Annotated in this window: 27 protein-coding genes; 5 read left to right on the top strand and 22 right to left on the bottom strand. The window is 41.1% G+C overall.

The annotated features are described in order from the left end of the window. From T375_RS10865 to T375_RS10955, 20 genes are all read right to left on the bottom strand, one after another. Nucleotides 1-2883, bottom strand: coding sequence for an FAD-dependent oxidoreductase (locus T375_RS10865; RefSeq protein WP_081822037.1), 2883 nt, complete (start codon nt 2881-2883; stop codon nt 1-3). 61 nt (nt 2884-2944) lie between these two features. After that, nucleotides 2945-3655, bottom strand: a complete 711-nt coding sequence (locus T375_RS10870; RefSeq protein WP_044938316.1) for a carbon monoxide dehydrogenase — start codon at nt 3653-3655, stop codon at nt 2945-2947. Further along, complete coding sequence (locus T375_RS13755) at nt 3655-3813, bottom strand: hypothetical protein (protein ID WP_177175605.1); 159 nt, start codon at nt 3811-3813, stop codon at nt 3655-3657. The genes T375_RS10870 and T375_RS13755 overlap by 1 nt, the downstream gene beginning before the upstream one ends. Continuing rightward, nucleotides 3813-4604 carry an acyl-CoA dehydratase activase gene (locus T375_RS10875; protein ID WP_044938319.1) on the bottom strand — a complete coding sequence of 264 codons (792 nt, stop codon included), beginning with the start codon at nt 4602-4604 and terminating at the stop codon, nt 3813-3815. Before T375_RS10875 ends, T375_RS13755 begins: the two co-directional genes overlap by 1 nt. A 12-nt stretch (nt 4605-4616) precedes the next feature. Further along, nucleotides 4617-6167 carry a 2-hydroxyacyl-CoA dehydratase family protein gene (locus T375_RS10880; RefSeq protein ID WP_044938322.1) on the bottom strand — a complete coding sequence of 517 codons (1551 nt, stop codon included), beginning with the start codon at nt 6165-6167 and terminating at the stop codon, nt 4617-4619. Beyond that, nucleotides 6167-7357 carry a 2-hydroxyacyl-CoA dehydratase family protein gene (locus T375_RS10885; protein WP_044938325.1) on the bottom strand — a complete coding sequence of 397 codons (1191 nt, stop codon included), beginning with the start codon at nt 7355-7357 and terminating at the stop codon, nt 6167-6169. Before T375_RS10885 ends, T375_RS10880 begins: the two co-directional genes overlap by 1 nt. A 123-nt stretch (nt 7358-7480) precedes the next feature. Then, nucleotides 7481-8245, bottom strand: a complete 765-nt coding sequence (locus T375_RS10890; RefSeq protein ID WP_044938328.1) for an ATP-binding protein — start codon at nt 8243-8245, stop codon at nt 7481-7483. 172 nt (nt 8246-8417) lie between these two features. Further along, nucleotides 8418-9047 carry a uridine kinase gene (gene udk / locus T375_RS10895; RefSeq protein WP_033154551.1) on the bottom strand — a complete coding sequence of 210 codons (630 nt, stop codon included), beginning with the start codon at nt 9045-9047 and terminating at the stop codon, nt 8418-8420. Between the two features lie 11 nt (nt 9048-9058). Beyond that, nucleotides 9059-9925 (bottom strand): YitT family protein, encoded by an 867-nt coding sequence (locus T375_RS10900; protein WP_044938332.1) that lies wholly within the window; start codon nt 9923-9925, stop codon nt 9059-9061. A 47-nt stretch (nt 9926-9972) separates the two neighbouring features. Then, entirely contained in the window at nt 9973-11193 is a 1221-nt protein-coding gene (gene pepT, locus T375_RS10905; protein ID WP_044938334.1) for a peptidase T, read from the bottom strand. Nucleotides 11194-11297: 104 nt separating this feature from the next. Continuing rightward, a complete protein-coding gene (locus T375_RS10910; RefSeq protein WP_044938337.1) occupies nt 11298-11534 on the bottom strand; it encodes a hypothetical protein in 237 nt (78 codons plus the stop codon). A gap of 125 nt (nt 11535-11659) precedes the next feature. Beyond that, nucleotides 11660-12760, bottom strand: a complete 1101-nt coding sequence (ychF, locus tag T375_RS10915; protein ID WP_044938340.1) for a redox-regulated ATPase YchF — start codon at nt 12758-12760, stop codon at nt 11660-11662. 106 nt (nt 12761-12866) lie between these two features. Next, the gene (locus T375_RS10920) at nt 12867-13280 is read right to left on the bottom strand and encodes a hypothetical protein (RefSeq protein WP_044938344.1); all 414 of its coding nucleotides are present in this window, start codon (nt 13278-13280) and stop codon (nt 12867-12869) included. An 11-nt stretch (nt 13281-13291) separates the two neighbouring features. Beyond that, nucleotides 13292-13732, bottom strand: a complete 441-nt coding sequence (locus tag T375_RS10925; protein WP_044938347.1) for a LytTR family DNA-binding domain-containing protein — start codon at nt 13730-13732, stop codon at nt 13292-13294. Further along, the gene (locus tag T375_RS10930; protein WP_044938350.1) at nt 13732-14562 is read right to left on the bottom strand and encodes a carbohydrate ABC transporter permease; all 831 of its coding nucleotides are present in this window, start codon (nt 14560-14562) and stop codon (nt 13732-13734) included. The genes T375_RS10925 and T375_RS10930 overlap by 1 nt, the downstream gene beginning before the upstream one ends. After that, nucleotides 14559-15458 carry a carbohydrate ABC transporter permease gene (locus T375_RS10935; protein WP_044938353.1) on the bottom strand — a complete coding sequence of 300 codons (900 nt, stop codon included), beginning with the start codon at nt 15456-15458 and terminating at the stop codon, nt 14559-14561. The genes T375_RS10930 and T375_RS10935 overlap by 4 nt, the downstream gene beginning before the upstream one ends. A 104-nt stretch (nt 15459-15562) precedes the next feature. Beyond that, complete coding sequence (locus tag T375_RS10940) at nt 15563-16351, bottom strand: AAC(3) family N-acetyltransferase (RefSeq protein ID WP_044938356.1); 789 nt, start codon at nt 16349-16351, stop codon at nt 15563-15565. Nucleotides 16352-16369: 18 nt separating this feature from the next. Next, a complete protein-coding gene (locus T375_RS10945; protein WP_044938358.1) occupies nt 16370-17032 on the bottom strand; it encodes a sugar O-acetyltransferase in 663 nt (220 codons plus the stop codon). Between the two features lie 300 nt (nt 17033-17332). After that, entirely contained in the window at nt 17333-17794 is a 462-nt protein-coding gene (locus T375_RS10950; RefSeq protein WP_044938361.1) for an HIT family protein, read from the bottom strand. A 64-nt stretch (nt 17795-17858) separates the two neighbouring features. After that, nucleotides 17859-18488 (bottom strand): alpha/beta hydrolase, encoded by a 630-nt coding sequence (locus T375_RS10955; RefSeq protein ID WP_044938363.1) that lies wholly within the window; start codon nt 18486-18488, stop codon nt 17859-17861. A gap of 194 nt (nt 18489-18682) precedes the next feature. Here T375_RS10955 and T375_RS10960 point away from each other — a divergent pair, with 194 nt between their 5' ends. From T375_RS10960 to T375_RS10980, 5 genes are read left to right on the top strand one after another with little or no spacing between them, the layout of a single operon-like run. After that, a complete protein-coding gene (locus T375_RS10960; protein WP_044938366.1) occupies nt 18683-19624 on the top strand; it encodes an ABC transporter ATP-binding protein in 942 nt (313 codons plus the stop codon). Beyond that, entirely contained in the window at nt 19624-20769 is a 1146-nt protein-coding gene (locus T375_RS10965) for an ABC transporter permease (RefSeq protein WP_044938368.1), read from the top strand. The genes T375_RS10960 and T375_RS10965 overlap by 1 nt, the downstream gene beginning before the upstream one ends. Then, entirely contained in the window at nt 20756-21919 is a 1164-nt protein-coding gene (locus T375_RS10970; protein ID WP_044938371.1) for an ABC transporter permease, read from the top strand. Before T375_RS10965 ends, T375_RS10970 begins: the two co-directional genes overlap by 14 nt. Further along, on the top strand, nt 21909-22916 hold the full coding sequence (locus T375_RS10975; protein WP_049960415.1) for a sensor histidine kinase: 1008 nt from the start codon (nt 21909-21911) through the stop codon (nt 22914-22916). The genes T375_RS10970 and T375_RS10975 overlap by 11 nt, the downstream gene beginning before the upstream one ends. Before the next feature lie 3 nt (nt 22917-22919). Further along, nucleotides 22920-23561, top strand: a complete 642-nt coding sequence (locus T375_RS10980; protein WP_044938374.1) for a response regulator — start codon at nt 22920-22922, stop codon at nt 23559-23561. A 28-nt stretch (nt 23562-23589) separates the two neighbouring features. On the opposite strand, the gene T375_RS10985 is transcribed toward T375_RS10980, so the two are convergent. Continuing rightward, the gene (locus T375_RS10985; RefSeq protein WP_049960416.1) at nt 23590-25158 is read right to left on the bottom strand and encodes a GH25 family lysozyme; all 1569 of its coding nucleotides are present in this window, start codon (nt 25156-25158) and stop codon (nt 23590-23592) included. A gap of 14 nt (nt 25159-25172) precedes the next feature. Next, entirely contained in the window at nt 25173-26027 is an 855-nt protein-coding gene (locus T375_RS10990; protein WP_177175604.1) for a LysR family transcriptional regulator, read from the bottom strand. Nucleotides 26028-26045 lie beyond the last annotated feature (18 nt).

Raw genomic sequence — 26045 nt, forward strand, 5'->3', positions numbered from 1 at the left:
TTACTTATTACCCTTCTTATACTCCTTGTGCTCTCGCTCCGCTTGCTTCTCAGCTTCACTCTTCTTTGAGAATGCAATTTTAGCGGCACGTTTTACTGCATAAGCACCGATATGCTTGAACTTGTCCTCAGACTTAACCATGTGTGTGCACTCTGGATGAGTTCTGTGGAGGGTGATAGCGTCGAAGGCACACTTAGTTGTGCAGACACCACATCCGATACACTTATTCTCATCAACAACTGATGCACCACACTTTAAGCAGCGGCTAGCCTCAGCCTTTACCTGCTCTTCTGTAAGTGTAAGGTGAGCATCACGGAATGAATGCTTCATATCAATGCTTGTATCTATAGCTGGCTCATTTCTGCCCGCTGTGTCATATTCTTCCACAAGAATGTTGTCTTTGTCAAGCTCAATAAAGTCACGACGATTCTTACCGATTGTCATAGAGCATCCTGGCTGTACAAATCTGTGTAGAGAATCTGCTGCACACTTACCAGCTTCGATAGCGTCGATAGCAAACTTAGGGCCAGAATATACGTCACCACCAACAAAAATATCTGGCTGTGCTGTCTGGTATGTAAGTTTGTCCGCTACTGGATAATTACCGTGCCAGAATTCTACTTTTTCTTTTCCATCACCAAGGAGTCCGCCCCACTCGATGCCCTGACCAATAGCAAAGATGATGTGCTTGCACTCTACTGTCATTGTGTCATTTTCATCGTACTGAGGATTGAACTTGTGGTCAGCATCAAATACAGATGTACACTTCTTGAATACGATACCAGATACATTGCCCTCAGCATCCTTGAGAACTTCCTTTGGACCCCAACCATTGTTGATTGCAATATCTTCCTCAAGTGTCTCTGTTATTTCTGAGTTGTTAGCTGGCATCTCATCTCTAGACTCAAGACAGAACATCTGTGGGTTGCCTGCGCCAAATCTAGCAGCTGTACGTACGCAGTCGATAGCTACGTTACCACCACCGACAACCACTACGTTGCCATCCATCTTCTGTGTCTGATCCTCAAGTGCCTTGTGAAGGAATGTAACAGCGATGTCAATACCATCCTTAGCATCTGTTCCTGGGATTGGTGGAATCTTGCCGCCCTGGCATCCGATTGCTACGTAGAATGCCTTGTAGCCCTGAGCACGAAGCTCATCAAGTGTGATATCCTTACCAACCTCTACATTACACTTAATCTCAACGCCGAGCTGACGGATAACATCGATTTCAGCTTCAACAACATCCTTCTCAAGCTTCCATGTTGGAATACCCCATGTGAGCATACCACCTGGACGGCTGTTCTTTTCGAATACTGTTGGCTTGTAGCCCTTTGTTGCAAGATAGTAAGCACATGAAAGACCTGCAGGACCTGAACCGATGATTGCAATCTTGTCATCCCACTGTGTTAAACGGTTTGAAGGGATGTCGATTGGTGGAATATATCTTGTCTCAGCATGAAGATCACGCTCAGCAATAAACTTCTTGATATCATCGATAGCAACTGGTGCATCGATAGTGCCACGTGTACAAGCAGCCTCACATCTCTTGTTACATACACGGCCGCAGATAGCTGGGAATGGGTTGTCCTTTTTGATGAGTGCAAGAGCGTCATCATAGCGGCCATTCTTTGCCATGTTTACATAACCCTGAACAGATACGTGTGCAGGACATGCTACCTTACATGGAGCTGTACCTGTGTCATAGCAGTTCTTTCTATTGTCATCACGATAATTCTCGTTGTATTTATCCTTTCCCCAGTGAACTCTGTCTGGAAGAACTACCTTTGGATATTCAACCTCAGAACCGTCCTTCTTGCAAAGCTTCTGACCAAGCTTAACAGCACCTGCTGGGCAGTACTCAACACACTTACCACAAGCTACGCACTTCTCAGCCTCAACATGAGCTGTGTAAGCAGAACGCGACATGTTAGGTGTGTTGAAAAGCTGTGATGTACGAAGGGCATTACAAATGTTTACGTTACAGTTGCAAAGACCGAAGATTTTGTTTTCACCATCGATATTTGTAATCTGGTGAACGAAGCCAAGTGTCTCAGCACGCTCAACGATGCGCATAGCCTCTTCGTAAGTGATATCGTGGCCCTTGCCTGTCTCACGGCAGTAGTCAGCGAAATCACCAAGACCGATACACCAGTTCATCTCGTCATCACCGCAACCTTCTTCAAGGCAAGCACGTGATACACGGCATGAGCACTGGCCTACACCAATATGTCCTTCATATTTCTTGAGCCAATATGAAATCTGCTCAAGGTCTACCTTTTCGTTTTCGAACTCGATAGCCTTCTCTACAGGAATTACGTGCATACCTACACCAGCGCCTCCTGGTGGGATAAGGTGTGTCAAACCATCAAGTGGAATGTATGTCATTCTCTCAAAGAATGATGCAACAGCTGGATGCTGCTTTAATCTATTGTTTGAACGCTCACCTGGAATTGACTCTTCCATGTTGAAAAGCTCAGCAGAACCTGGAACGAATATAGGAAGTACATATCTTCTCTCAGACTGTGGTGCTGTACGTCCATTGTGGTCATAGTGATTACCATAATCGTACTCTAAAAGTCCGATGTATGACATATCATCAAGTAACTTCTGGAAAGCCTCTTTATCCTTTGCTTTCTCAGGATTCATTTTGCAGAGATCCTCGAATGTGTAGTGATGACGAACCTTCATTGTAAGGCCAACCTCAGCCATCTCCTCTGTTACGATTTCTGCAAGACCCCAGTACTCTGGGTCCTCTACCTTAACGCCAAACATCTTGTGTGGCATTACATCTGTTATTTTTCTTCCAAGCTCTATAATCTTCTTGCTTGGCTCTTTATCGTTCATATGTGGTGGAACGATTACTTTGCTCATCTCTGGCATATCCTATACTCCCTTTCTTAACTATAATCCGGCAGTTACGCTTACTGCCTCATTTAAATATTTAATGAACTGAGAAATGGAGTTCACGCAAGCCCTCCACTTCATCACAGACCTTCTGCAATGAGCAGCTTCCGCAGTCCATCATTACGTTCTTGAAGATATGATCTATTGCGCCAGTGATATCTTCAAGATGCTTTGCCTGCTCAGCCAATGACTTGTAGTCAAAAGCTGGGTCAGTTATAAATATGAGCTTTACAGCTTCAATATTTTTGTTTTCATGGTAGGTATCAAGGAACAGCTTTCCAACCTTGGCGAAATCTAATCCCTCATTAAGAGCTTCCTTGCCAACTCGTACCGGCTCTCTGTTGTTTGATGCAGAGATGCGTGTCATGTACCCCTTTGGATTAATGTGATACCTAACGTATTCTATTTTTCTAATTGCATTATAAAGTGCATTGCCATCCCCAAGGCTTTCCTCAGCCACCTTCACAATGGCTATTCTTGCGTATGGCGTGTCGTTTTTGATTTCATTTAAATCTGGACCAATCAAAATAACTTCATCCGCATTTACGAATTCGTCATTGCAGGTAACAGCCATAGCTGATACTGCAGGATTAGTACCTCCTCCCAATTCATAAGCCATATCAGCTCTAAGAATTAGATTATGGTCTCCCACATCAGTCCAATTCGCATTTACGATATCAAGACTCTTGGCCTTAGAAATATCTAATCCAGCAAGCAGCTCTTTAATGCTTTCATCATATAGCTTCATTAAATCTTTCTATCTTTCTTAATCTTATCGTAATGCTTTGCAAGCAGTGGCTGTAATGCGCTTGTGAGCTTCATATCCAGGTTGAAGAAATAAACAATCATGGATAAAATCCAAAGGCATATCAACACTATTGCGATAATTCCTAACACTTTTAACATTATCTATTTCCTTTCTTTCTTGCAAACTCAGCTGCACCAAGAGCACCCATAAGCTGTGGATCAATTGGAAGGTCTATAACCTTCAGCTTAAGAACCTGCTCGATGGCAGCCTTAAGTCCTGCATTCTTTGCGCATCCACCTGTAAGTGTAATCTTATCTGTGGCACCAGCCTTCTTAGACATTACAAAGCATCTCTTTGCAACCGAAAGTTCAATACCTGCTGCAATTTCATCCATTGGCTTTCCCTCTCCAACAAGAGAGATTACCTCTGACTCCGCAAATACGGTACACTGCGCTGTAATTGGAATGACATTCTTTGCCTTGAGGGAAAGATTTGAGAACTCATCCAAATCCATCTCAAATGCTCTAGCCATGGCCTCAAAGAAACGACCTGTTCCTGCTGCACACTTATCATTCATGGCAAAATTAAGAACTGTTCCATCAGTATCAACTGCAATCCCCTTTACATCCTGTCCACCGATATCGATAATAGCCTTTACTGTTGGGTCAGCCACATGGACACCCATTGCATGGCAGCTAATCTCTGAGATATTTTCATCTGCAAAAGGAACCTTGTTACGGCCATATCCAGTACCTACAAGGTAAGTCAAATCCTCTGCACTATTTAAATCTGGCACCTGTGCCACTGCCTGATCAAGGGCATCCTGACAAGATAGCACAGCATTTATCCTACTTTTTAAGGTGACGTCCGCCACCATTTTTCCATTCTCATCTATAATCACACACTTTGTGTATGTAGAACCGGAATCACATCCACCAAAATATTTCATCTTTCTATTCTCCTACCATAAATTAGTATCGTCGTAATCCTCTAGCGTTGGGTCCAGGGGCTCTTCGCGAAGGACTGAGCGCATGTAACGGTTTACGTCCTGGCGAAGGTTCTTTCGAGGGATGACACGTGGGTCATAGAGGTCATGGTTTACCCAAACCAATTTGATACCGTGTTCTCTCGCCTGTTCTTCGAACATACCATGCATACCATCAAGTGCCTTACATGCTATGTGTTCCCACAGGATAACCATGTCTGCACGGAATTCCTCACAGTATCTCCAAAGGTCATCAAGAAGCACCTCATAGCCACCATGAGTACGATTTCTCATAATCATGTTTTCATACTGATGTGCCATGTCGTAGATGGCCTGTTCCTTGTCATCCTCTGAAATAGGATCAAGGGATACCATGGTGAGCATGTCGAACATTGGAAGAATTCCCCAGCAGTTCAAAAGCCATGCCACGAAGTCTGTGTAGAACTGTGACTGAACGCCCCATATAACAGCACGATGACGATACTCTTTAGCAAGCATTGTCTTTTTCTGATAAGCCTCTGTTGCCATCTTGGTAATCTTTTTATCAAGCTTGGCAAATGCTGGGACCTTTCCAGCGATGGCCATATACTCTGTCTCGCGATAAAGCAGGATGTTGTTTCCGATAACCTGCGGATAATCTGTCTTTGTGATTTCAAGCCACTCAGTACATTCGCAGGCACCTATGTTGATTCGCTTAGCGCATTCAAAGTAATAATCCCAATCGAACTTTTCACCTGTCTGCTCTTCGATGAAGGCGATGGCATTTCTAACCTCCTGAGCTGCATACTCCTGAACACCAGGCTCTGTGTGACGAAGTGGTGTAGCAAGCTGATGAACTGGAATGCCATTTCGCTCCAGTGCTCTTGAAATAACACCATTTCCCATAAGCGAACCATCGCAAGTAGTGTTGCATTGAACTGCACACTTGCCAAAAACAGGCATATCCCCATCAATACAAATACCAGCCTCAGATGCAGGCATAGGACAAACATCACCTGGCATACCACATTCCTGAACAACATCCAAATAATGTGTCATGGCATCTCCTTGAAGAAGAACGCATACATAACAGCTTGCTGTCTCCCAACTGAGTCCCTCAAGATTTGGGAAGCCGCACATGATGTTGGTCATTTCGTTTTCATCCATAAGAACTACATGCTTTGACTTTTCTGGACTTGCCCCAAGGTTTCTATCCATTGAAAAAATCTTTGTCAAAAGCTTTGCAACGTCCGATGCAACTAAATCGTATTCCTCACGGCAAATACGAAGCTGAGTTCCACGAAGTCCCATGGAATGTTTATCAATCATCATTGGAACTGCCAAATAGTTAAGCATCCAACGATATCTGAAAAATCCCTTTACATTCTTTGGGTGGAGCATAAACTTTCCAAGCATAGCTATGATTCCAAGCCATCTGGTGTAGTCGTACCAGGTATCCCTGATTCCTCTCCACTCGCGGTGCTTAAAAACCTTTTTATCACCGCTATAAAGCTCACCTAATTTTGAGCTGCCTACTGCTTTTCCCATTAGCGTCTACCTCCTTGTATCTTTTTGATTTCGATACTTTCCACGAAGGCCTGGACACGGGTACGAATCTGTCCCGATGAACCCACCGCATATGGTCTATCGATTGTAAGAACTGGATAACCATATTCATCACGAAGAACATGGCTTCCTACCATCCTTTCATAAGCCCATGGATCACAGAATTTCATCTGCTCATAGATGATTCCGTCTGCCTTGTACTCCCTTGCAATTTCATCAACGTATTCACGGCGTCGATTCATCTTTGGAGTATCCATGTGACGTGGGCACATGCAGTTCATCATGTAATGACGGCAAATTTGTGTAAGCACATCTTCCTCTTCGTTAAGAATGATTTCCTCACGCCCCGGCAATGAACCAAAACAGAATCTATCAGCACATACATATGCCCCTGATTCCTCGATAAGCTTAATCATATCGATATCGTCTACCTCTGAACCAACAACCGCTACTCTGGCGCGATATGGCCACTTCTCATCAGGCACACGATTCTTTACTTCTTCGAGTGTTTCCTCAAGCTTTTCAAGGAGCAAATCCTGTGGGCACACATAGGTGCACATTGTGATGATATGGAATTCATATCCTGTGATACGTGGCTTTTCTTCTTTTCTGAAATTACCCAGCTCGGTAATGATTCGGCAAATCTTGTTGTGATTTTCTACGGATTTACGAAGTGCCTCATCGGAAATATCCACTCCGAACTTTTCATGAAGTGGCTCCAAAATCTTTGAACGGCACTGACCTACATAGAGGTTTAATCCATTATCATCAGCCTTCATTGGAACCTCTAGATACTTGTAGAAAAAGTGCTCTTTTTCATTCATCTTAAGAAGCTCCATATTTTCAACACATCTGTTGATCATGGTGCAACCATCTGGCGCGATGAGGCAATCCAAAAACTGATATCCCCCTTCAATTGCACGCTCAAGCAATGCTCTTGAATACTCGCACAAAAAACTGGTCAAATAGTAAGTTCCCATCTCCATAGAACCAGTTCTTGGCGCGCGAAGTCTCACGGTAAAGCAATTACCTAGATTCATGAGAACCTCTGGTATCTGATAACACACAGAGCCCACGCAAACTCTGCCAGCAGCTTGCGCTTCGCGCACCAAATCATTATCAGCATCCATTAAGAGATTCTCAAAATATATAAGATGCTTTAAATCCTTCATATATTTTCTCCCTTTGGTCCGCAGGTCACACTCTCAAGCCTTGGTATTACTCCGTCGCGAGATTGGCTCCTTGAGTAACACCAAGAGCTTGATAGTTACCTGCTCACATAAAAATTGTACACTTTATATTATTCCTATCTTATGTAATGCACGGCGCATATCAACCACGATAGGTGATTCCCCTGAAATACCTAGCACCGATTTTCCCTTAAGGTCGCATTCGGTAAGGTTGGCATCTGCAGGTATCCATCCAAGAAGTGGAATATCTCCCAAATCCATGAATTCCAAAACTTCCTCAGATGGGACACGATTAACAACTACTCCGATTTGGTCGTACATAACAAGATTGTCAGCCACATTCTTGATTGTCTTAACTACATCGCAGCCCTTCTTACTAGAATCTGTGATAAGGATAAGGTGTGTCACCTTCTCCATAACGCGACGGTTAATCTGCTCGATCCCTGCTTCTCCGTCTATTACTATGTAATCAAAATTGTCTGAAACTGAAGAGATTACTTCCTTGAGATAAGTATTGATCTTGCAATAGCAACCAGCAGCCTCCGGTCTTCCTATTGCAATAAAAGAAAAGCCCTCCATTTCCACCATAGCATCGAAAATACGGTATCTCGCCTCCCCAAGCACTTCCACAGTCGCCTTGGTATCACCATTTTCTGCAGCTTCCACTGCCTCTTTCCTGATGTCATCAAGAGTAAGAGTTGGTTCAACACCAAGTGCTGTCGAAAGTCCCACCGCTGGGTCAGCATCGATTGCTAGAATGCGTTTGTCTGGATAAGCTTCCACTAACAACTTGACCATCACCGAAGCTAACGAAGTTTTGCCTACTCCGCCCTTACCGGCAACAGCCAACACGATTGGTTTGTTTCCCATTATTAATTATTTCTCCCTTTTAATACTCCATAATTGATAATTTTTTATCAATTACTATTCAATTTTAGCATAGGGATATTCCAAATTAAAGGAAATAAAAGAGCCACAGTGATTTTCGTCCTTATCAACAAAAACCACTGTGGCACAAGTCGCACATTGCATAAACGTCTATTTAGTTTTCTTCTTCATGAAGCTTTTTGTTCATGTATGTGATGAGCATATCAAGACCTGCAGCGTTCTCTCCTCCACGTGGAATAATGATGTCTGCATGCTTCTTTGAAGGCTCAACAAACTCTTCATGCATTGGCTTTACAGTATCGCTGTACTGACCAATGATTGATTCGATACTACGACCACGCTCAATCATATCACGCTGGATACGACGCATTAAACGCTCATCAGCATCTGTATCAACAAAGATTTTGATGTCCATCAAATCTCTAAGCTCTTTGTTCTCAAGAATAAGGATACCCTCCATGACAATAACTGTCTTTGGCTCAATTCGGATTGTCTCCTCTGAACGATTGTGATTTACGTAATCGTAAACTGGCATATCGATAGCATATCCCTTGATAAGCTTTCTAACATCCTCTGCCATTCTGTCTGATTCAAATGAATCTGGATGGTCGTAGTTTAATTTGCTACGCTCCTCAAATGACATATCAGGATGTGCCTTGTAGTATGCATCATGGCTGATAACCGCAATGTCCTCTCCAAAATAATCCTGAAGCTTTTTAATAATTGTAGTCTTGCCTGAAGCAGATCCTCCTGCTACACCAAGAACGCAAATCTTTTCTGACATTTCTATACTCCTTAAGGTTTAAATCTCTTGAACCCCTCACCATATACTGCCTTTGATTCCATTATGACAATAAATGCGTCCACGTCAATCTTTTTTGCAACACGATTGACCTGATACATCTGCTTGTCTGAGCAGGCGCACATCAAAACCTGACGTTCATCGCCTTTGTATCCGCCCTTTGCAGTGAAGATTGTTGTTCCTCTCTCAACTGCTTTATCAATAGCATCTGCAATTGCCTCTGCTTTGTTGGTAACAATCATACACATCATACCTGAGTCGGCATTAATCATTACCTTATCCACAACAAGTGAACCTACATAGCTGATTACAAAACCATAGCACAGAGCTTCAAATGAGTGCGCATATGCGATTGTGTCGATTACAATGATAACCACATCAACTATGAAAAAGATTCGACCAAGTGACATGTGTGGATTCTTTGCCTTGATAAGCATCATGATAAAATCAGCACCACCTGTAGATGAGTTGCGCATATAAACAAGCGCGTAACCTAATCCAGTAAACACACCTACCACTAGAGCATTCAAAAGGATATTTGAAATCTCTATCTTAGGCACAAGGGGTGCCACAAAATCCATCATAACAGTGCCTATAGCCATAGTCTTGAAAGTTTTAAGAAGAAACTTTCGTCCCAAAACCTTGTATGAAACCACTATCAGTGGAATGTTCATTATGATTGTCATAAGACCGATTTTCCATCCCCAGTACTGATAGAAAATCATTGCAATACCGGTAAGCCCGGTCAATGGAAACTTGGCATCTGCAGCAAAGTTATAAATTGCGATACCAATACACAAGCCTGACAAGGCATCCATCAAAATATCTACAAGTAATTCTTTTCTTTTTTCCGCTGACATAATTCCCCCAGTCCGCTGGTTACGCTCTCACCAGCTCATCGGCTAACTTATTCTGTAGCAAATTTGCTTGTAATACCGTGTAGTACCTTGACTACTGTATCCATGCCCTCCGCTGTAATGTGCTCCATTGGGCCATGGAAGTTGTAGCCACCTGTTCCAAGGTTTGGACAAGGCAATCCCATAAATGAAAGACGTGCTCCATCTGTACCGCCTCGGATAGCAACAGCCTTTGGATTCTCTCCAGCATCCTTTAACGCCTCGAAAGCGTAATCGATAAGGAACATGTGAGGCTTGATCATCTCGAGCATGTTCTGGTACTGGTCTCTAATGTTAAGCTCGCATGTGCCCTCACCATATTTCTGATTGATGATATTAGCAGCATGCTCCATAACCTTTTTCTTCTCTTCGAATTTATCTGCATCGTGGTCACGAATAATGTACCAAAGCTTTGCCTCTGCGACATCTCCAGACATATCAAGAAGATGGAAGAATCCTTCGTATCCCTCTGTCTGACTAGGTGTCTGTGTTGGTGGAAGCATTGAATTAAACTCCATAGCAACAAGTGCTGCATTAACCATAATATCTTTTGCATCACCTGGATGAATGTTTACACCGTTGAATTTAATCTTTGCTTCAGCTGCATTAAAGTTCTCGTACTCTACCGCGTTTTCTTCGCCACCATCTACCGTATATGCGAAGTCGGCGCCAAAGTATTCAACATCAAAATGATCTGCACCAGCACCAATCTCCTCATCAGGTGTGAAAGCGATGCAAATCTTGCCGTGTGGCTCATCGCTTGTAAGAAGCTCCTCTGCAAATGTCATGATTTCAGCAATACCTGATTTATCATCAGCGCCTAAAAGTGTTGTTCCATCTGTGTGAATCAAAGTACGTCCCTTTAACTCCTTAAGGTGTGGGAAATCTGATACCTTAATAATTCTTCCAGATGTGCCAAGAACGATATCCTCACCGTTGTAGTTTTCTTCGATTATCGGATTTACGTTTTCACCACAGAAATCTGGCGCAGTATCCATGTGTGCAATAAAGCCAATTGCCTTTTTGTCTTCGTATCCCTTTGTTGCTGGGATGCTTGCATAAACATAGCACTTGTCGTCTACCTTTGCATCCTCGATGCCAAGGCCCTTCAATTCTTCAACAAGAATCTTTGCCAAATCAAACTGTCTAGCAGTTGAAGGAACTGTAGTGCTCTCTTCATCACTGGTTGTGTAAACCTTTACATAATTTAGTAGTCTTTCATAAGCTCGCATAACTAATCTCCAATATTATTTATAAACTTTAAGAAAGGTTCTCAGCGTACACTGAGAACCTTTTTCTTTCTAATTCGGAATGATCATTCCTCTTTTCAATGTGATTATTGGTTAATCATAAACTCCAATAATTTCTTTGCATCGTCTGGCTCGTATGCAATAAGCTCAAGCTCAGGAATGCTCTCATCAGCCTGGAAGATATTTGCAAGTGAAACAAACTGAGAAAGCTTTGACTTAAGATTAAGTCTGTCACCCTCACCTGTAACAAGCTCTACCTTTCCCTGGCAGTTATCGATAACCTTAAAAAATGCTTCTGTGTCCTTAATATTAGTAAGTTTCATAAATACCTCCTTATGGGTAAAAAACAAACTGTTAACTATCTTTATCAATATAATATCAAACAAAATCTATTTATCAACAGATATGCCGATAAATCAGGGATTTTTCCCACATAATTCACAATTTGTTATACATTAAATCTAAATGTGATTACATCACCATCAGCTACAACGTACTCCTTACCTTCCATACGTACGAGGCCTTTTTCCTTTGCAGCTGTCATAGAACCGTTTGCCATAAGGTCATCATAGCTAACAACCTCTGCCTTGATGAATCCACGCTCGAAATCTGTGTGAATCTTTCCAGCAGCCTGTGGAGCCTTTGTGCCCTTCTTGATTGTCCAAGCACGTGTCTCATCCTCTCCTGATGTAAGATAAGAGATAAGACCAAGAAGTCTGTAAGAAGCAGTGATAAGCTTATCAAGACCTGACTCTTCAAGTCCCATAGCCTCAAGGAACTCCTGCTTTTCTTCCTCTGACTCAAGCTCTGAAATCTCCTGCTCAATCTGAGCTGAAATAACGAATACCTCTGAACCTTCCTTAGCAGCGTACTCACGAACGGCCTGAACGTTTTTATTGTTTGCGCCGTCATCTGCAAGATCCTCATCCTCTACGTTTGCAGCGTAGATAACTGGCTTTGCAGTAAGAAGGTTGTACTCTTTGAAGTATGCTTCTTCATCCTCATCGTTAAGCTCGAATGTCTTTGCCATGTTGCCAGCTTCCATATGATCAAGAAGACGCTTCTGCATAGCAGCTTCCTTCTGAAGTGTCTTGTCCATACGAGCGCTGCGCTCTGTCTTTGAGTAACGACGCTCCATAACTTCCATATCTGAGAAAAGAAGCTCAAGGTTGATTGTCTCGATATCACGAAGAGAATCAATAGAACCATCAACGTGAACAACATTTGCATCCTCGAAGCAACGAACAACGTGAACGATTGCATCTACCTCACGGATGTTTGCAAGGAACTGGTTTCCAAGTCCCTCACCCTTTGATGCACCCTTTACAAGACCAGCGATATCAACGAATTCGATTGTAGCTGGAACTGTTTTCTTAGAGTTGTACATCTTTGTAAGCTCGTCAAGACGCTTATCAGGAACTGATACGACACCAACATTAGGGTCGATTGTAGCGAATGGATAGTTTGCTGCAAGTGCTCCTGCCTTTGTAAGTGAATTAAAAAGTGTTGATTTACCGACGTTTGGTAAACCTACAATGCCCAATTTCATGGTAATTTATCTCCTTCTATATATAAATATTCTTTCGTATTAAAAAATTAGTCTAAATCTAAAGTATATTACCATATTTCTATTTATTTCTCTACCCTTTGTACTACTACCTCATCTCCTTGATTTTGCTATTAATCAAGTTCGCTGTTTTCATATCATATAAGAATTCAACGAAATGATTTCCGAAGGCGATGACAAGTATTATCAACATCACCACCAGCATTCCCACCAGGCTTTCCCACAAGCCTGCGTAGAAAGTCAACGGCAATGTGATGGCCATATTTATCAGTATGCAGATAATCTCTCTGCACCACCAAGCTGCCCCGTGCAACTCCTGCTTTGATATAAACACCAAACTAGAAAGTGCCGCTGCAGCTGCACAGATTATCAACACTGCAAACTGCACATTATTTATACCATCCACAATTCCAAGCACTGGCCCTAAAATCACCATAATAAACAGCATGCCAGCGCACACATTTATAAATCTTCTAAGAACATTTAATATCTCTTGTTTCATCTGTCATACTCCTATAATCCCATCTTTTCCTTTAAATCAGCTACGTATTTTCGGGAAACAATCAGCTTCTCCTTGTTTATCATGGTAATCTCAAATCGCCCTGAAAGAGATGGCTTCATGTTTTCAATCTTTTTAATGTTGATTAGCATAGACTTTGATGCCTTGAAAAAATCAGCGCCGCTGCACAGCTGCTCTGCTTCATAAAGACGCATCCTGTTTTCATAAACGTCATCCTCACAATAAATGAACAATCTCTCATCAACTGTCTCTATATAAAAGACCTCATCCAGACGAATCTGATATGTCTTATCATCTTTCTTACAAGTGATTTTCTGATTGCCCTCCACTAGCTCCTTTGCAATCTCCTGCAGCCTCTCCTTATTGGCCTCATGACAGAAGATATCCAGTATCTCCTCCTTGGAGTCTTCAATGATGTGGATATTGATGTTCATCAACCTTTTATTCCCCCGCTTGTTATGCCGCTGATTATCAGACGCGACAAAAATAGATAGATTATGATAGATGGCAGGATTGAAAAGGCAATTACCATGTAGATCAGACCGTTATCGTAATTTGCAAAATTTGCACTTCGTAAAAGCGATATTACAATTGGCATTGTTTTATTATTATCCTCATGTAAAATCAGTGCCGGAATAAAATAATTATTCCAAGATTCCACAAATTTGAAAATCATCTGCACCGCAAATGCCGGTCTCATCAGTGGCAACACGATTCTATTGAAAACAAAAATCTCTGAAGCACCATCAATCCTTGCCGCTTCCACTAGTGACATTGGAAGCGTACTCTCCATGTATTTTATCATATAGTAGAAAACGATTGGAGATGCTATTTCCGGTATAATCAGCGGAATAAATGTATCCATCAGATGCATATCATCCACCAAGCTTATAAATCCAAGGGCCGTCACCTGTCTTGGAATCATCATAAAACCAATCATAATGGTGTAAAAAAACTTCCTGCCCTTGAAGCAATATGCATGAATTCCATAGGCTGTCATAATGGAAAAATAGCTGCAAAGTAGTGACGAAGAAAGCGCTATCACCATGCTGTTTTTCATGCTATTCATTACAGGCAAGGCGCAGTGTCTCATGCTATTCCAGTTTTTCACAAGGGCCGTTCCAGGTATCAGTGAAAATCCACTTGATAGCTCGCTGTTAGATCTGGTGGCGTTTATAAATAAGGCATAAAACCAAAACAGGCACAGGAAAGATACGATGATCAATATCGTATATGCGAAGATTCTTTGCACACGTCTACTCATCTTACGCCCCTCCCTTCTTCTGTCTTAGAGTTAAGGCTAAAGACGATGATAGAAAGCACCGCTGTCACCACAAACAATATAAAAGACAATGCTCCTGACACACCATAATTCTTGCTAAACATGTGCTTGTTCATATACATCAGCACAGTCATGGTGGAACGATTTGGATCTCCCGTTCCCTTGGTGAGAATCTGTGGAACATCAAACATCTGGATTCCACCTATAAGAGATGTAATTATCACATACAAAAGGATTGGTCGAATAAGTGGCAGCGTGATCCTTGTAAATACCTGCCAGGTGCTGGCTCCATCCACTTCAGCTGCTTCCTTTAGAGACTTATCAATCCCCAACATTCCCGCCAACAAAAGCAAAGTGGTATTACCAAACCACATGGTGCAATTCATGAATGCCACCAATGCTCTTGTGGACCAGGTATTTGAGAAAAATTGAAATGGCTCATCAATAATTCCCAGCTCCATCAGCAGTGCATTTACAGGACCGCAGTCTGCAAAAAAAGAGAAAAACAAAGATGCGAATGACGCGGCGATAATCAGATTTGGAAAATATATAACTGTCTTAAAAAACTGGATTCCTCTTAGACCCAATCTATGATTCGAAAACCATGCCGCCAGCGTAATCGATAAAACTAACTGTGGCACAAATCCAAGAATCCACATGATGGCCGTATTACCAAGGTAAGTGTAGATGCTCTTGTCCGTAAGCAACGTCACATAATTTTCGAGACCACAAAAGAACGGACCCACTTCCTCTAGTCCCTTCCAATAATTTACAAATAAAGATTTATACAAGGAAATAACAATCGGCAAAGCCGTGAATAATAGATAAACGATGATATATGGAGATATAAAAAGAATCCCCCATTTGCTCTTTTTCATTTAAAGTTTCCCCCCTACACATATCAGTGTAGGGAAGAACTAATTCCTCTTCAACAAATGGACGGTGAAATGCATATTATGTGGGGTGAAATGCAGTGTAATGTTCATCCTCTTCTATATTTCTGAATCCAGTCAACAGCAAAATCCACAAGTATTTTTTGATCCATTAAGCGTAGTTCGGCATTTCCAATCATGGCTTTGTTAACAGCATTGCTCTGTTCAAAGTCTTCTCCTATCCGATCAAAATCCTCACCATCAACAAAAAGCGTCTCGTACTCTTTCCAGACGCGCTTACCGCTTTCCATGATTGCACTATGCTCTATGCAATTATGCTTGCCGGGATAATCAGCGCGGACATCTGCAAGATGCAAAGACGTGTTCTTATCATAACCAACACCAATAAGCAAAACTTCCCCATCCAGTTCATACAGTTTTCCTATTGGTGAGCCTTCTCCGAAAATATTGGAAAGGTCATGATTATTAACAAGATATTCTGCGTGTTTGCCCCATGCCGCAACGGATCTTGACGGATGGTCGCTTCGCAGGGTTCCCGGCCATTGACGGAACGCTTCAGCTACAGCTCCCATGGTATTTGTTGGCGTAATTCTCTTATCATAAGCCGGCCAGTTATCGCGGATTATCTGCCAGTATTCTTCCGGAACGGTCCAATGGACTCCATCCTCAGGATCAAGATTCTTCCAGGATTGTGCAGGCATCATGATTGTACCGTCTTCTCCAACCACTTCAATCAATGCCTCAATAACGGCCTGCGCCCCACCACAGACATAGCCCATTTTAGATAATGCTGTATGAACCATCACAGTATGACCTTTCGCCAAACCAACAGAATACAGTGCATTTACAATTTCTTCCTTTGTAATTGGTTTCCCCATCATGTACCCCCTTGCCGTTTATGCCTTCGGATATTTCCGCTCATCATTTGCTTCACGCTGGATTCGCAGGATATCCTGCCATGCTTCTTCGTCTATCTCCCTGCCAGCAAAATATTTGTTGCGGTCATCTTCTGTTATCTTTCTTAGCACACGGCATGGGTTGCCTGCTGCAATGGACCAAGCAGGAACGTCTTTAGTAACTACAGAACCAGCACCAATCACAGTGTTATCCCCTATTGTTACTCCAGGACATATCACCACATTGCCTCCTATCCACACATTGTTGCCTATGGTTACATCTATTCCATATTCATACAATGTGTTTCTTGTAGCAGGATGAACTGGATGTCCCGCAGTATATATAGCTACATTGGGAGCTATCTGCACATTATCACCTATTCTGATTCTTCCAACATCCAACATGGTGCAATTGTAGTTTGCGAAGAAATTCTTACCAACCTCTATATGACTTCCATAATCACAATAAAAAGGTGGATTAATAAAAGTATCAGCATCAGATTTTCCCAAAAGCTTATTAACTATCTTCTTTATAGCATCGAAGTCAGCCCTATCTACAGTATTAAGTTCCTGCGTAAGGCGTCTTGCTATCTTTTGCTCTTCAAATACTTCATCATCTGAAATATATACCAGCTCTTTGTCTCTTCTTTCTATGTTGTTCATTGTAACCCCCCCTATATGCTTAAATATTAGACTTTTACCACTAGCATTAACTACATTCCTGTCTGCTAGAGGTACATTTTTTGAGTTTTACCTCTAGCAGCCCCCGGATTTACTTTTGCTAGTGGTAATCTTTCATTTCCTTACCTCTAGCATTCCTTGAAATCGCTATCGCTAGTGGTACAGCTATCATATTTTACCTCTAGCGCAGGCTTGCTTTGTAATTGCTAGTGGTAATAATATCTTTTTCTTACCACTAGCTGTGGCCTAGCTTACAGTTGCTAGTGGTAAACCCCAATTTGTCTACGCTAATAATGCCTCTAACTCATCATTTAAACGTCGTTTCATCTCTTCGAGTTTCTCAGTATTTGGTCTATTTTCATCTGAATACATTTTCTCCATAGGATACCACCAAACAGGTCCTCTTCCATTATTTCCATAATTTTCTATATCTCCCTGTTTTCTAGGAAACAGATGCCAATGCAAATGAGCATCACCATTTCCAAGACATTCATAATTCATCTTTTCAGGTTTGAAAGCCTTATAAGCAGCTTCTGCAACTATGCTCATTTCTTCCAAATACTTTGTTTTAACTGTAGGTTCAATATTAAACAACTCTACAACATGCTCTTTAAACAAAAATAGTGTGTAGCCTTCAAAATGCTGATTATCACCTATAACAACATATCCTGTTTCAAGTTCTCTAACAAAATATGGATTTGTCCCTTCTTTTATCATCTTTATTCTGTCGCAAATAATACACATTGAATCTCTCTCCCTACCTCTCTAGTAATTATTTTTATATCCCAACTGTAATCCTCTCCCCACATCATAAATTATTGCCATTTTTATCTTCTTCAATTAATTTTCTCAGCCAATTTCTTCTAAATTCATTCTGCTCAGGTGTGTGAAACCAATGCTCCCCATTAAGCATGACTGTCACTTTTGCACCTACCGATTCAGCAAACCTATTAATTGTATCTATTGTTTGGAAGTTATCATTTTCACCATATAAAATGAAAGTAGGTACTCTCCAAACAATTGGATGTTGTTTTACCCAAGTATAATATTCCCATGATAAAGTTTCATATGTAGATAATTGAATTATCTTTTTCTTCTCCAACTCCTCATTGGAAACATTTCCCCTTTTCATCATGTCTTGAATTAATCTTTCCATGTTTACAATTGGAGAAACAAAATATGCTCTATGAATATGTGCTTGAACACCTGATATCATTAAAAAGTAAGCACCTAGGCTTGTAGCAATAACGGTAATAATTGAATATTTCTTGGCTAAGTCAGTAAAATACTGTTTATACTCTATTTCTGCTTCCCATGGATTTTCCGATTTATAGTCAAAACCATATATATCATATTCCGGAAATAATGATTTAAACTCGTTAGCAGAATCAGCTGTTCCCCCTTTTCCATGTATATATACTAAAGCTTTATCATACATCGCTTTTCCCCCACATACTTAACATTACGTTGAATATAGCATATCCCACTCACTTCAACAACATGACAATTGTCATGTGCCTTTATGACGCAGTTCACTACAGATGTGACAAAAGTTTCGGTATTATAATCTCAGAACAAATCAAAAGAAACACACAGCCGACGGCTGTAACACAAATAAAAAGGAGAAATGAAATGGGTAACACAGTAGTGTCAATCGACAATTTAGTAAAGCGATATGGTGAGAATGTAGCTGTAGATCACTTCTCACTAAACATTGAAGAAGGGGAAATCCTTGGACTACTTGGTCCAAACGGTTCAGGAAAGACTACCACAATCAACTGTCTCCTTTCTCTTCTTACTTTTGATAAAGGGGATATCAAAATCTGGGGCAAGGAAATGAGCCCGGATGCATACGATATCAAATCACAGATTGGTGTGGTAATGCAGAATGTGGCAGTTATCGACACCTTGAATGTGTACGAAAACGTAGATTTCTTCTGTGGACTTTATATAAAGGATAAGGCAACTAGAAAACAGTATGTTGAAGAAGCACTTGAGTTTACAGGCCTTACAGATTTCAAAAAGCAGAAGCCTAAAAAGCTTTCAGGCGGACTTCTTCGAAGACTTAACATAGCCTGCGGAATTGCTCACAAGCCAAAGCTTATCATCTTCGACGAGCCAACAGTTGCAGTTGATCCTCAGAGCCGAAATGCGATCCTTGAAGGCATCAAGAAGATGAACAGGGACGGTGCAACAATCATCTACACCTCACACTATATGGAAGAGGTTGAGGAGCTTTGCTCAAGAGTAATCATTATGGACCACGGTAAAAACCTTGCCAACGGAACTACAAATGAACTTAAGTCATCCCTTATGAACCGTGAGACAATCCGAGTAAATCTTCCTAATAAATCTGATGAGATTATCAACGGATTAAAGGAAATCAATCATGTTTATAAGATTAAGGAGGATGGAGATGATCTTATTATTAAATGTGATGGTGGAGATCATAATCTGGTACATGTCCTCAGTTATCTGACAGATAACAACATTCCTTTTGGTCACGTATCAACAGAACTTCCTACATTAAACGATGTATTCCTTGAAATCACAGGAAAGGAGCTCAGAGACTAATGTTCGGACGAATTTTTGTATATAAATTTAAGGAGATAATCCGAAACCGCTATATGGTTGGATGGAACTTCCTGTTTCCAATCGTACTTGCCACAGTCTTCTATTTGGGATTTGGAAATATGATTAAGGATGACCCGGACAGCTTCCACACCATAGAAGTAGGATACGTAAATACGAATCAGGCGGAATCAAACTTCGAGACGGTTCTTGATGAACTTACAGAAGAAACAGATGGAAACGAAGCTATCCTCTCCCTTCGTAAATACGGTTCAAAGCAGGAAGCTATGGATGCCATGAATTCAGATGAAATATTTGGATTCTACATGGAGGATGGTGAAGAAATCGAAACTATCGTTCCTACCAATGGCTACAACGCCACCGTCATGAACCAGATTGTACGAGAATACGAGAACAAAAAGAATGTGATTGATACGATAGCAAAGGATCATCCAGAGAACATCCAGTCAGCCCTGGATATGGTGACAGAAAATCTTGCAATAATAAAGGAACATGATTTTGGAAATAACACATCACCTTATGTGCAGTACTTCTTCGCATTAATTGCAATGTCATCACTTTTCAGTTCATGGATTAGCACAACAATCCTTGAAGGCATCTGTGCAAATATGACTGAGCAGGGAAAACGCTTTGAGTGCTCACCAACAAGCAAGTTGATGGCCATCGTGGCTGGTATCTGCGCAGCAATGATAATGCAGGCAGTCTCAAATGCAGTAGTTGTTATCTATGTACAAAAAATATTAAAGATAAGCTTTGGAGCTCCACTTGTAAACATAATCACCATAACAACATTGGGAAGTGCTCTTGGTGTATCCTGTGGTGTCCTTATGGGTTCCCTCATAAAGAATTCAAGACTATTAATGGTTGTTCCACTTTGCTTCACAATGACCTGTTCATTCTTCAGTGGCCTTATGTGGCACCAGATTAGACAGCTTATCGAAAGCAAAGCACCTATTCTTAACAGAATTAATCCAGCAGCCCTTTTAGTCGACTGCCTCTACACAAGAGCCACCTACGGCAAAACAGCAATGTACTACCAGGATATAACAATTATGAGCATCATGATTGTAGTCAGCCTTTTCATAAGCGCAATCCTTTTAAGGAGGAGAAAATATGTCAGTCTTTAATGCAATACTAAAATCATTAAAAGCAAATATCACAACAATCATTGTATATTTAACTATCTTTACAGTATTCGGAAATATGCAGGCTAAGGCAACCACAAGCACTCAGGAAAGCGCCTTTGAAGAAGTCACAGTGAAGGTAGCAGTTACTGATAATGATAATTCAAACCTCAGCCAGGCACTGGTTGATTATCTTACAGAAACTCAGGAAGTTGTTGCCCCTGGAACCGATGATCCACAGGTAATGAATGACAATGTGCGTTTCGCAATTTACGATTATGCACTTATTATTCCAGAGGGATTTGAGGAACAGATTAAGTCAGGTGATGTGGAAGATGCTCTTACCTACATCGCCCCTGGAACTACCGCTTCACAGTTCTTACTTACAGAGAAGCTTAATGACTATTTACAGGATGTTGTGGTATATTTAAATAGTGGTTACAGCGAGAATGCGGCTATTTCTCTCACTCACGACCAGATGGTAAAGCTTAGCAATACACAGGCTACAGTCGTTGATAAATCAGAAGAAAATCATCGTTCTTACTACTCAGGAATGTATACCTTCAACGGCTACACACTTATGATGTTACTTTGTGTATGCTGCGCATGCACTCTTACATTCATGAAGAACAGAGATGTAAACAATCGTATTTCCGTTAGTGGAATGCATTTCTTCACCAGAAACGCTGCTTCAATCGCAGCAGTAATCTTCATCGGCTTTGCTATCACTACTGTGGCAATCATAGTAATCAGCCTGATGGGTCTTGAATACGAAAATACGAAATTCATCTTCTACGCAATAGACACCTACACTCTCATGTTTGTAGGACTTGGAATGGCATATTTCATTTGTTCAATCACAGTAAACGAGAGCCTTATAAACATGGTTGCAAATATGTTTGTACTCTCCATGAGTTTCCTCTGCGGAGTATTTGTAGACACCCAGTATTTATCAGCTTCAATTGTAAAGGCAGCACATTTTTTGCCACTCTACTGGTACACCACAGCAATCAAATTTATAAACGATACTCCAATCAACAACATCTGGAGCCGTCAGTTCGCTAGTTACTTATTAATAGAAGTGCTCTTTGCAATGGTATTCTTCGCAGCAGGTCTTATCATCACAAAGAAAAAGGAGCAATATGCTATATGATATAGTCATCCGCTCTCTGGCAGCGGTAGGATTAGGATTAATAATTAATTCAAATGGCATTACAACCACCTCGGTTGTAATGTCTATTTGTGTTTTTTTGCTTCTTGAAATAAGCCTTCTGTTTAATCAAAAAACAGTCTATCTCACTCTGACAGGAATTCCATTTGTTATAACCTTTGTATATATGGTGGCGGTTATAGATGCCAGTCTTCCACTTGTTTTTTCAATCTTTGTCCTGGGAGGATTCACTTTTATATCTACTATTCTTTGGACAAGAATGATGGAATTGCAGGCACAGCTGCACCGCACCCGTGATGACAGCTTTGAATTGGAATCCATTCTAAAGGATAAAAATAAACGTCTTCTCTCTGAACAGGACCAGCAGGTTCACCTTGCCACCCTTGCAGAGCGAAACAGAATTGCCAGAGAGATTCACGACAATGTTGGGCATTTACTATCCAGAGCCATTTTACTCCTTGGTGCCATAACCACAGTTAATAAGGATGAGAAGCTTGCTCCACAGCTTGATATGCTGGCTAATACCCTTGATGAATCCATGGCAAAGATGCGAGCATCAGTCCACGATTTGCACGATGACTCAATTGATTTGAAAAAGAACTTCGATGAAATAATAGGCGAACTTAACGCCTTTACCGTAAATACGGATTTAGATTTGGATGAAGCACTTCCAACAAATATCAAACTATCACTGATTGGTATTTTAAAGGAGGCTGTGACAAATATAATAAAGCATTCCAATGGAGATACTGTTTCAGTGATTCTCCATCAGAATAACAGCTTCTGCACTCTTTCCATTACAGATAATGGAACCCTTAGTTCTGATATGAAGTTAAAGCTTGGTGCTGAGAACTATGATGGAATAGGACTTACCAACATTAAAAACAGAGCCAGCTCCCTTGGTGGAGAAGCTTACTTTTATTTAAACGATGGCTTTACAGTGTTTGCCAGATTACCTTTTGACAACAAGCGAGGATAGATTATGGAAAAGAAAAAAATTTTACTTGTAGACGATGACGAACTTATCACAATGTCGCTAGAGATGATTATCTCTGCTGAGGCTGATTTTGAAATAGTTGGAAAAGGCGGTAGCGGTCGCGAGGCTGTAGCTCTCTATGATGAGCTTGAGCCAGATTTGCTTCTTATGGACATCCGAATGGCCGATATGAATGGATTGGAAGCTGCCGAAAAGATTCTTACAAATCATCGTGATGCCACTATCCTCTTTTTAACTACATTCTCAGATGATGAATATATCGTAAAAGCGTTGAAACTTGGCGTAAAAGGCTACTTACTTAAACAGGACTATAAATCTCTTCCTGCTGCGCTTCACGCTGCAATCAACGGCCAGAGCGTATTTGGAGGCGCTGTTATAGATAAGCTTCCTACACTAATGAATCAGGCTAACACTGATGATGAAGGCTTTGACTATCGTAAATACGATATTTCCGAAAAAGAATTTGAAGTCATCCAGTTAGTTGCTGAAGGCTTTTCAAACAAAGAAATCTCCCAGAAGCTTTTCCTTTCAGAAGGAACAGTAAGAAACTATCTATCCACCATCCTAGAAAAGTTAAATCTGAGAGATCGTACTCAACTTGCAATATTCTACTTGAAGCATGAATAAAAAAGCTGGCAGCAATGCCAGCTTTTTCTTATTCCACAACCTTTATATAACTGCTTACACAGTAAAGTACTTGTCCATTGTATTCTACACGTGACCAGCCGTATTCGTTGTTGATACCTGTTCGAATGGCTGTCTGGCCTGCACTAAGTGTAGCTACTACCTGAGAATCAGCATCCGTAACACTAGGCTTTGAGCGAAGGTTTACCACTTCCTTTGCAGTAACTGTTTCATTTACATCTGTAAATTTAGTTTTAAAACCAGGTGCCTGAGCTGGTGCTTCCTCTGCTGCCGGAGCTTGCTCAGCTGGCGCTGCAGATTGTGCAGGTGCACTTAAATCTGTGGTCAAATAACTTGATACAGCGTAGTATGTGGCACCGTTATAAACCACTCGCGACCAACCGCTTGTGCTTGTACCAGTTCTTGTGGCTGTTTGACCATTTTCAAGGGTAACCATTACCTTACTATCTGAGCCTTGACTAGGCTTATCACGGAGGTTTGTCTTGCTCTTTGCTGTAACTGTCTCATTGACTTCTGTAAACTTCATCAATGCCTCAACATCTGCTGATGCTGTAGCTCTTTCCGAAGTGTCCTTAGCCGTTTCTGTGCCGTTGTACCCAAAGTATGCTACATCCACATCCACCTTTTTAGTAATACCAGGGATTGTTCCCTGATTGGTGTATTGCCACATATCGTATTTGAATCCAGCCGATGGGCCTGTGGCAAGATTTGAAGAATCCTGATTGTACCAAGCCATCCAGATTTTGTACTTGGCACCAATTGTGGATGTGTTCCACTTTGCATCTGATGCCATTTCATTCTTAGAAGCATAAAAGATTGGAGTATATCCTTTATTATAAACTTCTCCAAGAAATGCTATAGCAATATTGCTTCTGTCATCCTTTGTAAGATTGTACTGGCGGCTGGTGCTATTTTCAAAGCCCTCGCAATTGTATCCCACTGGATATGTAATAGGATACTGAGCTACATAGCTTGCAACCCAATCGGCCTCCTCTATGGCCTCATCCTTTGTAACTGCCGTAGAGAAGAAATACGCACCGATTTTTATGCCATTTTTCTCTGCTTCCTGCATGTTGTATTTTGCATTTGTATCTGGCTTAATTTCTCCTGTTGTGGAGTCTCTATAGCCGACACGAATCATTGCAAAATTAATCCCTGAGCTGGCAACCTGAGCCCAATCAATAGTGCCCTGGAATTTTGATACGTCGATTCCGTATGTGGTGGTGCTGTTTTCTCCAACATTGCTGGCATTAACAATATCCTCCACATTTACCGAAGCTCCCTGCTCTGACTGAGTTGAAGCCCCTGGATCTTCTGCATCAGTCTCATCTGTTGTATCTTCTGTCTCCTCAGGCTCTACCACTTCAACCGTAGTTCCATCCTCAGGCTCTTCATTTGCAACATCTACTTCTGCCGCAACCTCAACAGGCTCATCGTCAGTACCTTTTACCTTTTTGACGATGAGAACTGTCCCCAATACCAATACTACAAGTCCTAGACAGCAGGCAGCCATCATCAACTGTCTTCTACGTCTCAATCTTCTGCGACGTCTGCTACTTCCACGATGTCCGTTATTCATTTTTATTCTCCCAATTATTTAATAGCCGCTAAAAACTTCTTGGCTAAATCTTTGTCCGCAGAGTCTTCTCTGTAGATTCCATACACATTCCAGGTGTATGAGTCCTTAATGACTAGTGGTTTTATTTCATCTGTTTCTGGGAAGAATCTTGGGGAGATTCCAAGGCCAGCTCTATTCTTTGATAATAGATACAGCGACTCTCCTTCATCTACCTTGGCAACAATATTTGGTGCAAAACCATTGAGATGGCATGCATTCACAATATCATGATATACATGATATTTCTCATTCATGGAAATGATTTTCTCATCCCTCAGATTTTTTAGCTCAATTTGACTTTCATTCCAAAATCTATGTCCTTTATAGACATAGACCACCAAATCAATTGCTTTTACGTGTTCGCAGACTACGCCTGGTAAAGATTGCTTTCCTACTACAAATCCAAAGCTTATTTCATCATTCACCACCTGCTGGATTACATTTTCATTTTCATACTCATACCAGCTAGCGAGAATCTCAGGATTATCCGTCATAAAAGATGCAACACTAGGAACATCAATTGCTCTAATTGTTCCTGCTGCAAATCCCACCTTGAAGCGTTTTTCTTTTTCACTTAACGCCTCTATTGATGAAAACAAATCATTTAAATCTCTGCTTATTGTTTTAGATTTTTCGTAGAATAATCTTCCACTTTCGGTTGGAATGAAACCTTCCTTTGACCTAATAAACAAACTGGTTCCAAACTCATCCTCAATGCCCTTAATAATTTTACTAAGGCCCTGTGGTGATAGAAACAGCTTGTTGGCTGCCGCCTGTAGATTTCTTTCCTCATATACAGCTTGAAAACATTTAAAATTTCTTGTATTCATGAAATTAATTATAGAATA

The organism is Pseudobutyrivibrio sp. LB2011, assembly GCF_000701765.1.
Lineage (GTDB): Bacteria > Bacillota > Clostridia > Lachnospirales > Lachnospiraceae > Pseudobutyrivibrio > Pseudobutyrivibrio ruminis.